This is a genomic window from Agrobacterium sp. LMR679 (assembly GCF_027157905.1).
Taxonomy (GTDB): domain Bacteria; phylum Pseudomonadota; class Alphaproteobacteria; order Rhizobiales; family Rhizobiaceae; genus Agrobacterium; species Agrobacterium leguminum.
In genome coordinates this window covers 1155001-1169514 of sequence record NZ_JAPVOJ010000002.1, presented here as the reverse complement: position 1 = coordinate 1169514, position 14514 = coordinate 1155001, and the positions used below count along the sequence as shown (strand labels likewise).

Genomic DNA, 14514 nt, shown 5'->3' with positions numbered 1-14514 from the left:
TCCCTCAAATCAGAGCGTGCAGGAAACGCAGCCCTGAACCTGCGTGCCTTCGAGCGCCATCTGGCGCAAACGGATGTAATAGATGGTCTTGATGCCCTTCTTCCAGGCGTAGATCTGCGCCCGGTTGATATCGCGTGTCGTCGCCGTATCGCGGAAGAACAGCGTCAGCGACAGACCCTGATCGACATGCTGGGTCGCTGCCGCATAGGTATCGATGATCTTTTCCGGGCCGATTTCATAAGCATCCTGATAATATTCGAGATTGTCGTTCGAGAGATAGGAAGCCGGGTAATAAACGCGGCCGATCTTGCCCTCTTTGCGGATTTCGATCTTCGAAACGATCGGATGAATGGAGGAGGTGGAGTGGTTGATATAGGAGATTGAACCTGTCGGCGGCACGGCCTGAAGGTTCTGATTATAGAGACCAGAGGCCATGACGTCCTTCTTCAAAACCGCCCAGTCCTCCTGAGTCGGAATGGCGATGCCGGCCTTTTCAAACAGCACCTTCACCTTTTCGGTCGCAGGCAGCCATTCCCGGTCGGTATATTTGTCGAAATATTCGCCGGAAGCGTATTTAGAGTTTTCAAAGCCCTTGAAGCTCTGGTCCCGTTCCACCGCCAGCCGGTTGCTGGCACGGATGGCGTGATAGGTCACGGTGTAGAAATAGATATTGGTGAAATCGACGCCTTCTTCGGAACCGTAAAAGATGCGCTCGCGTGCCAGATAGCCGTGCAGGTTCATCTGGCCAAGCCCGATGGCGTGGCTGGCATCATTGCCCTTTTCGACCGATGGTACGGAGGAAATATGGCTCATGTCCGATACCGCCGTCAGCGCCCGGATGGAGGTCTCGATGGTCTTGCCGAAATCGGCCGAATCCATCGCGGCAGCGATGTTCAGCGAGCCGAGATTGCAGGAAATATCCTTGCCCATATGGCTATAGGACAGATCGGCGTTGAACTCGCTCGCTTCGCTGACCTGCAGGATTTCCGAGCAGAGATTGCTCATGCTGATGCGGCCGGCAACCGGATTGGCGCGGTTCACCGTATCTTCGAACATGATATAGGGATAACCGCTCTCAAACTGGATTTCGGCGATCACCTGGAAGAATTCGCGCGCTTTGATCTTCTTTTTGCGGATGCGGCTATCGGCAACCATTTCCTGGTATTTTTCGGTGACCGAAATTTCGGTCAACGGCACGCCATAGACCCGCTCCACATCATAGGGCGAGAACAGATACATATCCTCGTTGTTCCTGGCGAGCTCGAAGGTGATGTCGGGGATCACCACGCCGAGCGACAGGGTCTTGATGCGAATTTTTTCGTCGGCATTTTCGCGCTTGGTATCGAGGAAGCGCATGATATCCGGGTGATGGGCATGCAGATACACCGCGCCAGCACCCTGGCGCGCGCCAAGCTGGTTGGCATAGGAAAACGAATCTTCCAGCAGCTTCATGACGGGAATAACGCCGGACGACTGGTTTTCGATCTGTTTGATCGGCGCTCCGAATTCGCGAATATTGGTCAAGGAGAGCGCCACGCCGCCGCCGCGCTTGGAAAGCTGTAGCGCCGAATTGATCGAGCGGCCGATGCTTTCCATATTGTCTTCCACACGCAGCAGAAAACACGAGACCAGCTCGCCGCGGCTCTTCTTGCCGGCGTTGAGGAAGGTCGGCGTTGCCGGCTGGAAGCGGCCTGAAATAATTTCATCGACCAGATTGCGGGCAAGCTGCTCATCGCCACGCGCCAAAGCCAGTGCCACCATGCAGACGCGATCCTCGTAACGCTCCAGATAACGTTTTCCGTCGAAGGTCTTCAGCGTGTAGGAGGTGTAATATTTGAAGGCGCCGAGAAAGGTCGGGAAGCGGAATTTCCGGGCATAGGCCTCGTCATAGAGATCGCGAACGAAATTGAAGGAGTACTGGTCCAGCACTTCCTGCTCGTAATATCCCTCCGTCACCAGATAATCGAGCTTTTCCCTGAGGTTATGGAAAAAGACGGTATTCTGGTTGACGTGCTGGAGGAAATATTGCCGGGCGGCCAGGCGATCCTTGTCGAGCTGGATCTTCCCGTTCTCGTCGTAAAGGTTCAGCATCGCGTTCAGCGCATGGTAGTCCAGAGCCGCATCGAGCGGTTTCTGGGTTGCGGCTGCCGGCTGTTTGGCGTCCTTGCGCATGGCGCTCGAGGTCAGCGTGTCCAAAATCGTTCCAATCCATGTTTGACGTTGGCGACATCTTCTTCCGTGCCGAGAAGCTCGAAGCGATAGAGAAACGGCACCGCGCATTTGCGCGAGACGATATCTCCGGCGGATGCGAAAGCTGCGCCAAAATTCGTGTTTCCCGCCGCGATGACGCCGCGAATGAGATTTCGGTTGGAGGGCTCGTTCAAAAACCGGATGACCGGCTTTGGCACGGCCCCTTTGGTGCCGCCGCCGCCATAGGTGGGGGTGACGAGCACATAGGGCTCGGACACATGGGGAACATCTTCCTCAACGCCAAGCGGCAGGCGAAACAGACGCCGTCCCAGTTTCAGAAGGAAACGATGGGTGTTTTCAGAACGGCTGGAATAATAGACGATCAGGCCCATCGCCCTGCCGCCTCAGCTGATCGAGCCGATCATATCCGGCCGGAAACCCGCCCAATGGCGTTCGCCGGCGACGACCACGGGAACCTGCATATAGCCGAGGCCACGGACATGATCGAGCGCATCCGCATCTTCGGAAATATCGACGATCTCATAGCTGACGCCGATGCGGTCGAGTGCGCGATAGGTGGCAGTGCATTGGACGCAGGCGGGCTTGCTGTAAACGGTGACGGTCATGATTTCCTCTTTCGAAGCCGGTTTCGGACACGGCTCAACATTGCCGATTGCAGTCGCAATCGGGCGGCGATGGATCTGTCATTAGGGTGGGCGTGCGCGGCTTTTAGCCGCGTAAAATCACTCTCTACGCCGACGAGCGCAGCAACTCAAACAAATGCACTGGCATGACTTCACCCCGAAGCTTGTTCTGGAGGGGGCAGAAAAGGGCGCACGCAAATCATTTGCGTCATACACCTTCCTCCGGACACCCCGCCCGTGGACGTTTGCGCTCAAGGCAGGTCTCCTGACTTGCGGGTCACAACATCTATTCCGGCCTTCCCGGAGCTTTTAGCCCCAGTGACCCAAATCGGAACGATGCTCACCGCTTACAGTTGCGGGGGCAGTTTCGGCCTTGCTCCGCCATGATGGCGTTACGCACCGAATTCCCGTCTTAGCTCCCAACCCTTGCGAATCGGAAGAACCTCGAACACCACATATAGTATATGAGGAAATTTTCTCGTCAATGAATAGACACGCAAAAGCCCCACCCTGTGGATCAAAAAGATTCAACACATGGTCAACAAAGGCTTAACGGCACAAGCGCGCCGTCGCTCAAACAGAGAAAAGCGTTAATCTATTCCCAGATATCGATGCGGATATCGGCGGGACGGGCGTTTTCGATCACCCTTTTTCCGTTCGGAAGATCGTTTTCGAAAAGTTTGGCGTGGATCTCAGCCTCGTCGAGACCATAGCCCTGCCACCTTTTCCGCAGCCTCTCCTCCAGCACCGCGACGGACGGCCCTACAAAAATGGTGAGGTCGAAGCTTTTGGAAAGAGTTGTCCACGGCGCCTCGTCCAGCAGCAGATAATTGCCTTCAGCGAGGATAAAGCGTGTTTCCGGCGCAACCGCACGAGCAGACGCTATGGCGATTTCACGGGAGCGGTCGAAAACCGGAACAAGCACCTCCTGTCCGCCCTTGCGGACGGCGGAGACGATATCGAGAAAACCGCGCACGTCGAAAGTTTCCGGTGCGCCCTTTCGCGGCAGCAGCCCCCGTCCTTCAAGGATGCCATTGTCCATATGGAAGCCATCCATGGGCAGAACGGCGGCCGTTTCGCCCCGTGCCAGCAAAGCACCGCAAAGGGCATCCGCCAGCGTGGATTTGCCGGCCCCAGGGGGACCGGCAATAGCGACGATAAAACGGGATTTACCTTCTGCCCGCCGAAGAACGTCTTCGGCGATCGTTTCAAGCTTCAGCGTCATGCGGCAAGCGTTTCCTTCGGCGCTTCCTTGGCGCCCGTCATGAAGGCGACAGCATCCGACATGGAATAGTCCTTCGGATTGATAACGCACAGGCGCTTGCCGAGCCGGTGAATATGGATGCGATCCGCGACCTCGAAGACATGCGGCATGTTATGCGAGATGAGGACGATCGGCAGGCCGCGCGAGCGCACGTCCAGAATAAGCTCCAAAACACGTCGGCTTTCCTTGACGCCAAGTGCTGCCGTCGGCTCGTCAAGAATGACGACCTTGGAGCCGAAGGCGGCCGCACGTGCCACCGCCACGCCCTGACGCTGACCGCCGGAGAGAGTTTCCACTGCCTGATTGATGTTCTGGATCGTCATCAGGCCGAGTTCCGACAGTTTCTCCCGGGCGAATTTTTCCATGGCCGGGCGGTCAAGGGCGCGGAAGAGGCTGCCCTGAATGCCGGGTTTGCGGATTTCACGGCCGAGAAACATATTGTCGGCTATGGAAAGCGCCGGTGAGAGCGCCAGGTTCTGATAGACCGTCTCGATGCCAGCCTTGCGCGCCTCTATCGGCGAGCGGAACTGGACGGGCTGGCCTTCCAGCCGGATCTCCCCTTCATCGGGCGTCACCGCACCGGAAATCGCCTTGATGAGAGAGGATTTGCCGGCGCCGTTATCGCCGATCACCGCCAGGATTTCGCCCGGATAGAGATCGAAATCGGCATGGTCGAGGGCGGTCACGCGACCATAGCGCTTGACGAGATTGCGTGCTGTGAGAATGGGTTCTTTTGCCATCAGCCTGCTACCTTTCTGATCCACTGGTCGATTGCGACAGCCATGATGATGAGGACGCCGATCAACAGATAGGTCCATTGCGGGTCTGTTCCGATAAGCCGGAGGCCGAGCGAAAAGACGCCGACGATCAGGGCGCCGAAAATCATGCCCATGATGGAACCGCGCCCGCCGAACAGCGACAGCCCGCCGATAACCACCGCCGTGATGGATTCGATATTGGCGAATTGACCGGCGGTTGGCGAAACCGAACCGATGCGGCCGATGAGGGCCCAGCCGGCGAAGGCGCAGATGAGGCCGGACAGCGTGTAAACGGTGGTCAGCATGCGCTTGACGTTGACACCGGCAAGTTCGGCGGCATCCGGATCGTCACCCACCGCATAAAGATGGCGTCCCCAGGCGGTGCGGTTCAGCACATACCAGAGCAGGGCGACGAGCAGGACCATGGCGATGACGCCATAGGTGAAGACCGCGCTGCCGACACGGATATTGGCGCCGAAGAATTGCAGGATCGGCGCCTGCTGGGCGATATCCTGGGCGCGGATCGTCTCGTTTGCGGAATAGAGGAAGTTGGTCGCCAGAACGATCTGCCACATGCCGAGCGTGACGATGAAGGGCGGCAGGCGCATGCGCGAGACCAGAATACCGTTGATGAAGCCGCAAAATGCGCCGACGGCAAGGCCACAGAGAATGGAGAGTTCCGCCGGCAAGCCGTAACGGAAGGTGAACTGTCCCATGATAACGGAGGACAGGACCATGATCGCGCCAACCGACAGATCGATGCCCGCCGTCAGGATGACCAGCGACTGCGCCGCGCCGACAATACCGACGATGGCGACCTGCTGCAAAATAAGGGTCAGCGTGAAGGCCGAGAAAAACTTGCCGCCGAGAAGCAGGCCGAAAACAATCAGCGACAGCACCAGAACGATAAGCGGAACGGCCGCCGGGCTGGAGTGGAGAAAGTGCTGCAGTTTTTCCAGCACACTCTTGTCGTGCGTATCGAAAGCGGCGACCTGCGTCGAACTTCCCGAAAGCACTTTTTCAAATTCATTATGCGGCTGAGCCCGCACCGGCTGATCGCTCATGGATTTTCCTCCCGATCGCTCTATCGCACCAGCCCTGACACCGGAGTCTATGACACCGGGGTCTATCTCCAAAGAGAATGATGCGTAGATTTCAAAGTGTTGTGAAGCGGCCTATCATCCCCGCAGGACGCGTGACGCGCTCGTTTGTTCCTTTGTCCGATCCCCCGGATCGTGCCTGATATTCATTCTGGTCCAAGGGCGGGGGCACGAATGCCCCCGCGGGTTTCAACGGTGAGGCATCAGCCCCAGCACTTGTTGAGACCTTCCTTCGTATCGATGGAGTCGAGGCCCTTGACCGGCTTGTCGGTTACCAGCGTCACGCCGGTATCGACGAAGTTCTTGCCTTCGGTCGGCTTCGGCTTTTCACCCGTGTCGGCAAACTTCTTGACGGCTTCGACGCCGAGAGCCGCCATCAGCAGCGGATATTGCTGGGAGGTCGCGCCGATCACGCCTTCCGCCACGTTCTTGACGCCGGGGCAACCGCCATCGACGGAAACGATCAGAACATCCTTTTCACGGCCGACCGCCTTCAGCGCCTCATAAGCGCCGGCTGCCGCAGGCTCGTTGATGGTGTGGACGACATTGATGGTCGGGTCCTTCTGCAGCAGATTTTCCATCGCCGCGCGGCCGCCTTCTTCGTTACCATTGGTGATATCATGGCCAACGATGCGTGGATCGTTTTCATCGCCGATCTTGTTGATGTCCTTCACGTCGATGCCAAAGCCCTTCATGAAGCCCTGGTTACGCAGCACATCCACCGTCGGCTGGGAGGGGGTGAGGTTGAGGAAGGCGATCTTCGCATCCTTGGCCTTGTCGCCGAGGCTGCCGGCAGCCCATTTGCCGATCAGTTCGCCAGCCAGAAGATTGTCGGTGGCGAAGGTGGAATCAGCAGCATCGACGGGTTCGAGCGGTGTATCGAGGGCGATGACCAGAAGACCGGCGTCACGCGCCTTCTGCACCGCGGGAACGATGCCCTTGGTGTCCGATGCGGTGATCAGGATACCCTTGGCGCCATCGGCGATGCAGGTCTCGATGGCGGCTACCTGGCTTTCGGAATCGCCGTCGATCTTGCCGGCATAGGATTTCAGCGTCACGCCAAGTTCTTTAGCCTTGGCGGTCGCGCCTTCTTTCATCTTGACGAAAAAGGGATTGGTATCGGTTTTGGTGATGAGGCAAACCGAAGTATCGGCCGCAGACGCAACGGAAGCGAAAGAAACGCCAAGCGCAAGCGCGCCCAGAAGAGCGGAAACAGTGGTCTTCATGAGATCCTCCCAATGGATATTTGAGCACCGTGACGGTTACCCGACGATCCCGTCTCCTCCGAGATCGACGACCGTTGGCTCAGATGGAACCACCAAAGGAAACGCCTGTCAATAAATAAATCCGATTGAATTATTAATTCCGTATGGCATTCTAATATGCGGCAGGGAGGAATATCGCCACGTCGTTTAACGTTGCGATAGCAAGATTGCCATAAAGCCTGCTGTATCGGTCGCGGCGGATAGGGCGGGCGGGAGGATGACACTATGAGACAATCTGTCGAGACGGCGCCGCCGGCGCCGCCCACCACCATGGATATAAGCGGCGGCGCCAACCAGATCGGAGTGCGCGCTTATAATGAGCGGCTCGTGCTGTCTCTCGTTCGCCGTCACGGCGGACTGTCAAAAGCCGAGATATCAAGACTTTGCGGCCTTTCAGCACAGACCGTCTCGGTCATCATGCGCTCGCTTGAAAAGGACGGGCTTCTCATTCGCGGTGAAAGGCTTCGCGGCAAAGTCGGCCAGCCATCGACGCCGATGCGGCTTAATCCCGACGCCGTCTTTTCTTTCGGTGTGAAGATCGGCCGACGCAGCGTCGATCTCGTGCTGATGGATTTTGTCGGCCGGATCAGACTCAAGCTGCGCAGAACCTATCCCTACCCTCTTCCGGAATGGATACTACCCTTCGTAATCGACGGCATAACGGAACTAGAATCGAAGCTTTCCCCTGCCGAGCGGGAGAAAATTGCCGGCGTCGGCATCGCCGCTCCATTTGAATTGTGGAACTGGGCGCAGGAAGTGGGCGCTCCACAGATTGAAATGGAGAGATGGCGGGGCGTCGATATCCGCTCGGAAATTGCCGAAAACGTCAGCTATCCGGTTTTTCTGCAGAACGACGCGACCAGCGCCTGCGGCGCCGAACTGGTTTTTGGCGCAGGCCAGCATTATCCGGATTTTCTTTACGTCTTCATCGGCTCCTTCATAGGCGGCGGCGTCGTTTTGAATTCAGCGCTATTTTCTGGAAAGACGGGAACGGCCGGCGCCATCGGCCCCCTGCCGGTGCAGGGGCAGGATGGCAATACCGTCCAGCTTCTGAAAATCGCATCGATCTTCGTTCTGGAAAACATGCTGCGCGAAAAGGGTATCGATCCGCGCCCCCTGTGGTTTTCTCCCGACGAGTGGATCGATTTCGGCGAGCCGCTGGAAAGCTGGATCAGGAAAACCGCAGCGGCGCTGGCGCAGGCCGTCATTGCCGCCGCCTCCATCATCGATTTTTCGAGCGTCATCATCGATGGCGGTTTTCCCGACTGGGTGAGAACAAGGATTGTCGCCGCCACCCGGCTGGCCCTTAAGCACCACGATCTTCAGGGTGTCACGATGCCGGAGATCATCGAAGGCGCGGTCGGCAGCCAGGCGCGGGCAATCGGCGGCGCGAGCTTGCCGCTGTTTTCGCGCTATCTCATCGATCAGAACGTTCTGTTCAAGGATACGACCGGCTGAGCCTTCGCAACGCTCTGCGGTTTTATTACTCAGCTAATAAGTTGCATATCTGCCGGTCATTCACCAGCAGCGTGCTGCGTGATCGCCGCCAGAAAGGCAGGCCCATAGCGCTCGAGCTTGGTATCTCCGACGCCGGGAATCCCAGCCATTTCCTTTGCCGAGGCCGGTTTTGCCGTCGCAAGTTCTATGAGGGTCTTGTCGTGGAAAATCACATAGGGCGGAACATTCTGTGCCCGGGCAATTTCCATGCGCTTCGCACGCAGCGCCTCAAAAAGACTGCGATCGGATTCCGGCAAGACCGCCGATACCGTGTTACGGGGCGTCTGTTGCCGTGCGGAACGGGGAGCGGATGGTATCCTCAGCATCAATGCCGGTTTTTCGCGCAGGAACCGCCGTCCATCCTCGGAGATGGACAGGCCGCCATGTCCCGACAGATCCACCTCAATCATGCGTAACGCAACCAGCTGACGCAGGATGGCGCGCCATGTGCGGTTGTCGTGCTCCTTGCCTATACCGTAGGTGGTGATGCGGTCATGTCCGAAGCGGGAAATCCGCTCGTCCTCGACACCCAGCAATACGCGGATGACATAGGCCTGGCCGAAACGTTCACCCGTGCGATAAATACAGGACAGAAGTTTCTGCGCGGCGATGGCGCCATCAAACAGGTCCGGCGGCTCGGCGCAGGTATCGCAATTGCCGCAGGGCTCACACCGGTCGCCGAAATAGGAGAGCAGAACCTGCCGGCGGCAACTCGCCGTTTCTGCGAGGCCGAGCAGCGCATCGAGCTTCTGGCGCTCCATATATTTACGCTGGTCCGCGGCATCAGATTCTTCGATGAAACGATTGCGCAGGGCGATATCTTCATAGCCGTAGAGCATGAGCACGTCCGACGGCAGACCATCGCGGCCGGCTCGGCCCGTTTCCTGATAATAGGCCTCGATGCTGCCGGGCAGGTCGATATGAACCACGAAGCGCACATCCGGCTTGTCTATGCCCATGCCGAAGGCGACGGTCGCGACAATGATGACCGCCTCGCCGTGCTGGAAACGGGTCTGGTTCTCCTCACGAGCGGCCTTGTCCATGCCGGCGTGATAGGGTAACGCATCGCGACCCTCCTCCCGCAGCCATGCGGCCGTTTCGTCCACCTTGCGTTTGGAAAGGCAATAGACGATACCGCTCTCACCGTCGCGATCCTTCAGAAAGCGCTTCAGCTGCGCGCGCGGATTATCCTTTTCCATGATCGCATAGCGGATATTGGGCCGGTCGAACCCGGCAATGAAGGCATCGTGCTCTCCAATCCCCAAGTGACCGAGAATTTCAGCGCGCGTGGGCTCGTCGGCCGTCGCCGTCAGCGCCATGCGCGGCGTATCGGGAAAACGCTCGATCAGCGTGTCTAGCTGGCGGTAGGGCGGCCGGAAATCATGGCCCCATTGAGACAGGCAATGGGCCTCATCGACCGCGATCAGCGACAGGTCGATGGATTGCAACGCATCGAGGACATCGGGCTTGAGCAAGGTTTCCGGCGCAGCATAAAGAATATCGACCTTGCCGGCCCGCATATCCCGCCAAAGCGCGCGCCGATCTTCCAGGGAAAGATCGGAATTGAGAGCTTCGGCCCGCACGCCTGCCTGACGCAGGGCAGCGACCTGATCGACCATCAGTGCGATGAGCGGCGAGACGATCAACCCCATGCCGTCACGCGCGAGCGCCGGAATCTGGTAACAAAGTGACTTTCCACCGCCCGTCGGCATCAGAACGAAGGCATTGTTTCCCGCCATTACATGCCGAATGATGTCGGCCTGCCTTCCGCGAAACGCATCGTAGCCATAGACGGTCTTGAGGATATGCAAGGGATCAGTGGTCACGGCAGCTTTTATCCGAACAGGAATGATGGCGCATCATCACCGTTTTCTGATCGATGGCAATGCCGAAGATGGCTTTGTTCATGGAAGTAAATTGCGGGATTGATTTTGTGATCAGCGGCCTAGTTTCTCCCTGACGGTGGTCCGGATTTCATAAGTCCAGAAACACAAAAAACCCCGTCGCTAGTGCGACGGGGTTTTGAGATTTGGGCGGGGGCAGGATTTGAACCTGCGGCCTTCAGGTTATGAGCCTGACGAGCTACCGGGCTGCTCCACCCCGCGTTGACTGGTTTTATTATAGCATAAAGGCCGCTTGATGCGGCCTTTTGATTTGGGCTTTGTGCCGGTTTTTGTGAATGAGAAGATTTGTGTTGCGTTTTGCAGACCTGGCAGCGACCTACTCTCCCGCGTCTTGAGACGAAGTACCATTGGCGCTGGGGCGTTTCACGGCCGTGTTCGGAATGGGAACGGGTGCAGCCGCCCCGCGATAACCACCAGGTCGGCAAAACGCAACATATGTTCATGCGGAACGCATGAACATATGTTGCTCTTTTTTGGATTGGCATGCCTTATCCCGTTCGCTTGTCGCTCACGGGGGACGCCAATCGGCCATACGGTCACCTCTGATATGAGGGACCAGGTGGCCAAAGCAACCTAGTTCATGTTTTCACATGGAAACTGTTGTTTCGAGAAGCTGGAGAGCCAAGGCTCTATTTAATTTACACGTCTTTCTGTGACCGGTCCGTATTCAGCCTTTGCTCAACAGTGAGCATGGCAGCCATACAGGACGCTAGTCCGTCGCGCCTTATGGCGCGGCCCGTCCGGAGCCCTTCGGGCGTCAGGACAAAACAGATCATCAAGCTTGGCTTGATGAACATATTCAATGGGAACGAAGAAGTCGATCGAGCTATTAGTAACGGTAAGCTTCACACATTGCTGTGCTTCCACACCCGTCCTATCGACGTGGTCGTCTTCCACGGCTCTGATAGGGAACACTCGTTTTCAGGTTGGTTTCCCGCTTAGATGCCTTCAGCGGTTATCCATTCCGTATATAGCTACTCTGCTATGCCCTTGGCAGGACAACAGATCCACCAGAGATACGTCCATCCCGGTCCTCTCGTACTAGGGACAGATCCTGTCAATATTCCTACACCCACGGCAGATAGGGACCGAACTGTCTCACGACGTTCTGAACCCAACTCACGTACCGCTTTAAATGGCGAACAGCCATACCCTTGGGACCTGCTCCAGCCCCAGGATGCGATGAGTCGACATCGAGGTGCCAAACAACCCCGTCGATATGGACTCTTGGGGGTCATCAGCCTGTTATCCCCGGCGTACCTTTTATCCGTTGAGCGATGGCCCTTCCACACGGGACCACCGGATCACTATGACCGACTTTCGTCTCTGCTCGACTTGTCAGTCTCGCAGTCAGGCTAGCTTATGCCATTGCACTCGACGACCGATTTCCGACCGGTCTGAGCTAACCATCGCGCGCCTCCGTTACTCTTTCGGAGGCGACCGCCCCAGTCAAACTACCCACCATACACTGTCCCGGATCCGGATAACGGACCGCGGTTAGACATCCACGAAGATAAGGGTGGTATTTCAAGGATGGCTCCACAGAAACTGGCGTCCCTGCTTCAAAGCCTACCACCTATCCTACACATGCCTTGGCGAATGCCAGTGTAAAGCTATAGTAAAGGTGCACGGGGTCTTTCCGTCTGACCGCAGGAACCCCGCATCTTCACGGGGAATTCAATTTCACTGAGTCTATGTTGGAGACAGCGGGGAAGTCGTTACGCCATTCGTGCAGGTCGGAACTTACCCGACAAGGAATTTCGCTACCTTAGGACCGTTATAGTTACGGCCGCCGTTTACTGGGGCTTCAGTTCAGAGCTTGCACCCCTCCCTTTAACCTTCCAGCACCGGGCAGGCGTCAGACCCTATACGTCGTATTGCTACTTCGCAGAGCCCTGTGTTTTTGATAAACAGTCGCTACCCCCTGGTCTGTGCCACCCCATCATACTTGCGTACAAAAGGGTCACGCTTCTTCCGAAGTTACGCGTGCAATTTGCCGAGTTCCTTCAACATAGTTCTCTCAAGCGCCTTGGTATACTCTACCTGACCACCTGTGTCGGTTTCGGGTACGGTCTATACGGTGGAGCTATTTCCTGGAACCTCTTCGCCGCCCAACCAATCCAATAAGGTTGAACAACACACGAGATCCGTCACTACCACCAGGCCCACGAATATTAACGTGGTTCCCATCGACTACGCGTGTCCGCCTCGTCTTAGGGGCCGGCTAACCCTGCTCAGATTAACTTTAAGCAGGAACCCTTGGTCTTTCGGCGAGGGAGTCTCTCACTCCCTTTATCGTTACTCATGTCAACATTCGCACTTCCGATATCTCCAGCAGCCCTCACGGGTCCGCCTTCACAGACTTACGGAACGCTCCGCTACCACATGCCTTACGGCATATCCTCAGCTTCGGTGCATGGCTTTAGCCCCGTTACATTTTCGGCGCAAAGACCCTTATTTAGACCAGTGAGCTGTTACGCTTTCTTTAAATGATGGCTGCTTCTAAGCCAACATCCTGGTTGTTTTGGGATCCTCACATCCTTTCCCACTTAGCCATGACTTGGGGACCTTAGCTGGAGGTCAGGGTTGTTGCCCTTTTCACGACGGACGTTAGCACCCGCCGTGTGTCTGCCGACTAGTACTCCTCGGTATTCGGAGTTTGGTTAGGATCAGTAAGACGGTGAGTCCCCATAGCCCATCCAGTGCTCTACCCCCGAGGGTATTCGGTCGACGCTCTACCTAAATAGATTTCGCGGAGAACCAGCTATTTCCGAGTTTGATTGGCCTTTCACCCCTAGCCACAAGTCATCCCGAACTATTGCAACAGTTATGGGTTCGGCCCTCCAGTTGGTGTTACCCAACCTTCAGCCTGCTCATGGCTAGATCACTCGGTTTCGGGTCTAATGCAACTAACTAAAATCGCCCTATTCAGACTCGCTTTCGCTGCGCCTACACCTACCGGCTTAAGCTTGCTAGTTACACTAAGTCGTTGACCCATTATACAAAGGTACGCCGTCACCCTTGCGGGCTCCGACTGTTTGTAGGCATCCGGTTTCAGGTTCTATTTCACTCCCCTCGTCGGGGTGCTTTTCACCTTTCCCTCACGGTACTTGTTCGCTATCGGTCATGCACGAGTACTTAGGCTTGGAGAGTGGTCTCCCCATGTTCAGACAGGATTTCACGTGTCCCGCCCTACTCAAGGACAATGACTGTTCTACGCGTAAGGGGCTATCACCCTCTATGGCCGCCCTTTCCAGAGCGTTCCGCTTTATTCATCATTGCCACTGGCCTGGTCCGCGTTCGCTCGCCACTACTTGCGGAGTCTCGGTTGATGTCCTTTCCTGCAGGTACTTAGATGTTTCAGTTCCCTGCGTTCGCTTCTTACCCCTATGTATTCGAAAGTAAGATACCTTATAACAATGCTTGGAAACCCAGGCCGTTCGTTAAAACAGACTGGATTTTCCAAGCATTTAAGGTGGGTTGCCCCATTCGGAGATCCATGGATCAAAGCTTATTCGCAGCTCCCCACGGCTTTTCGCAGCGTATCACGTCCTTCTTCGCCTGTGCATGCCAAGGCATCCACCAAATGCCCTTAATTCACTTCTTCGTTCTCATTGTCTATGCTCATCCATAGCCGTTCCAAAGGAACGGCAACCTGATTACCTTTTACAATCAAGTCATTTCTTGATGACATCGACGTGTCGGTACGGTCTTCTTTGAGGGCACGCCGGTGCACCTCGAAGCCATACCATTAAGACCAGCTTCTCGAGATATCATCCGGTGATGCGCGGTCAGGCAACATCAATCCAGCATCTTCATCAGAGGAACCAAGGTTCCAACAACAAAAATGCCTAGGACAAGCGATCCTTCCTACCTCCAATCCCTCTACCAA

General features: G+C 56.4%; 9 protein-coding genes, 1 tRNA gene, 2 rRNA genes and 1 riboswitch. Of the genes, 1 reads left to right on the top strand and 11 read right to left on the bottom strand.

What is annotated here, in order from left to right:
• Positions 1 to 9: 9 nt before the first annotated feature.
• From nrdE to O3W47_RS16300, 7 genes are all read right to left on the bottom strand, one after another.
• The gene (gene nrdE / locus O3W47_RS16330) at positions 10 to 2172 is read right to left on the bottom strand and encodes a class 1b ribonucleoside-diphosphate reductase subunit alpha (RefSeq protein ID WP_269314849.1); all 2163 of its coding nucleotides are present in this window, start codon (positions 2170 to 2172) and stop codon (positions 10 to 12) included.
• Positions 2173 to 2183: 11 nt separating this feature from the next.
• Positions 2184 to 2582 carry a class Ib ribonucleoside-diphosphate reductase assembly flavoprotein NrdI gene (gene nrdI / locus O3W47_RS16325; RefSeq protein WP_020812691.1) on the bottom strand — a complete coding sequence of 133 codons (399 nt, stop codon included), beginning with the start codon at positions 2580 to 2582 and terminating at the stop codon, positions 2184 to 2186.
• 12 nt (positions 2583 to 2594) lie between these two features.
• Complete coding sequence (nrdH, locus tag O3W47_RS16320; RefSeq protein ID WP_003514250.1) at positions 2595 to 2816, bottom strand: glutaredoxin-like protein NrdH; 222 nt, start codon at positions 2814 to 2816, stop codon at positions 2595 to 2597.
• 256 nt (positions 2817 to 3072) lie between these two features.
• A riboswitch (cobalamin riboswitch) is annotated at positions 3073 to 3296 on the bottom strand.
• 133 nt (positions 3297 to 3429) lie between these two features.
• A complete protein-coding gene (locus O3W47_RS16315) occupies positions 3430 to 4059 on the bottom strand; it encodes a nucleoside triphosphate hydrolase (protein WP_269314148.1) in 630 nt (209 codons plus the stop codon).
• Positions 4056 to 4838 (bottom strand): ATP-binding cassette domain-containing protein, encoded by a 783-nt coding sequence (locus O3W47_RS16310; RefSeq protein ID WP_003524281.1) that lies wholly within the window; start codon positions 4836 to 4838, stop codon positions 4056 to 4058. Before O3W47_RS16310 ends, O3W47_RS16315 begins: the two co-directional genes overlap by 4 nt.
• Complete coding sequence (locus O3W47_RS16305; protein ID WP_003524280.1) at positions 4838 to 5920, bottom strand: ABC transporter permease; 1083 nt, start codon at positions 5918 to 5920, stop codon at positions 4838 to 4840. Before O3W47_RS16305 ends, O3W47_RS16310 begins: the two co-directional genes overlap by 1 nt.
• 239 nt (positions 5921 to 6159) lie before the next feature.
• On the bottom strand, positions 6160 to 7182 hold the full coding sequence (locus O3W47_RS16300) for a sugar ABC transporter substrate-binding protein (RefSeq protein ID WP_080818485.1): 1023 nt from the start codon (positions 7180 to 7182) through the stop codon (positions 6160 to 6162).
• A gap of 264 nt (positions 7183 to 7446) precedes the next feature.
• Between O3W47_RS16300 and O3W47_RS16295 the strand changes: the two genes are divergently transcribed.
• The gene (locus tag O3W47_RS16295; RefSeq protein WP_137452549.1) at positions 7447 to 8679 is read left to right on the top strand and encodes an ROK family transcriptional regulator; all 1233 of its coding nucleotides are present in this window, start codon (positions 7447 to 7449) and stop codon (positions 8677 to 8679) included.
• Between the two features lie 56 nt (positions 8680 to 8735).
• On the opposite strand, the gene recQ is transcribed toward O3W47_RS16295, so the two are convergent.
• The 4 genes from recQ to O3W47_RS16275 form a co-directional block, all read right to left on the bottom strand.
• A complete protein-coding gene (gene recQ, locus O3W47_RS16290) occupies positions 8736 to 10544 on the bottom strand; it encodes a DNA helicase RecQ (protein WP_137452550.1) in 1809 nt (602 codons plus the stop codon).
• A 205-nt stretch (positions 10545 to 10749) separates the two neighbouring features.
• Positions 10750 to 10823: transfer RNA gene (locus tag O3W47_RS16285), tRNA-Met, on the bottom strand.
• 102 nt (positions 10824 to 10925) lie between these two features.
• Positions 10926 to 11040 (bottom strand): 5S ribosomal RNA (rrf, locus tag O3W47_RS16280).
• Positions 11041 to 11430: 390 nt separating this feature from the next.
• Positions 11431 to 14229: ribosomal RNA gene (locus O3W47_RS16275) — 23S ribosomal RNA — on the bottom strand.
• Between the last annotated feature and the right edge of the window lie 285 nt (positions 14230 to 14514).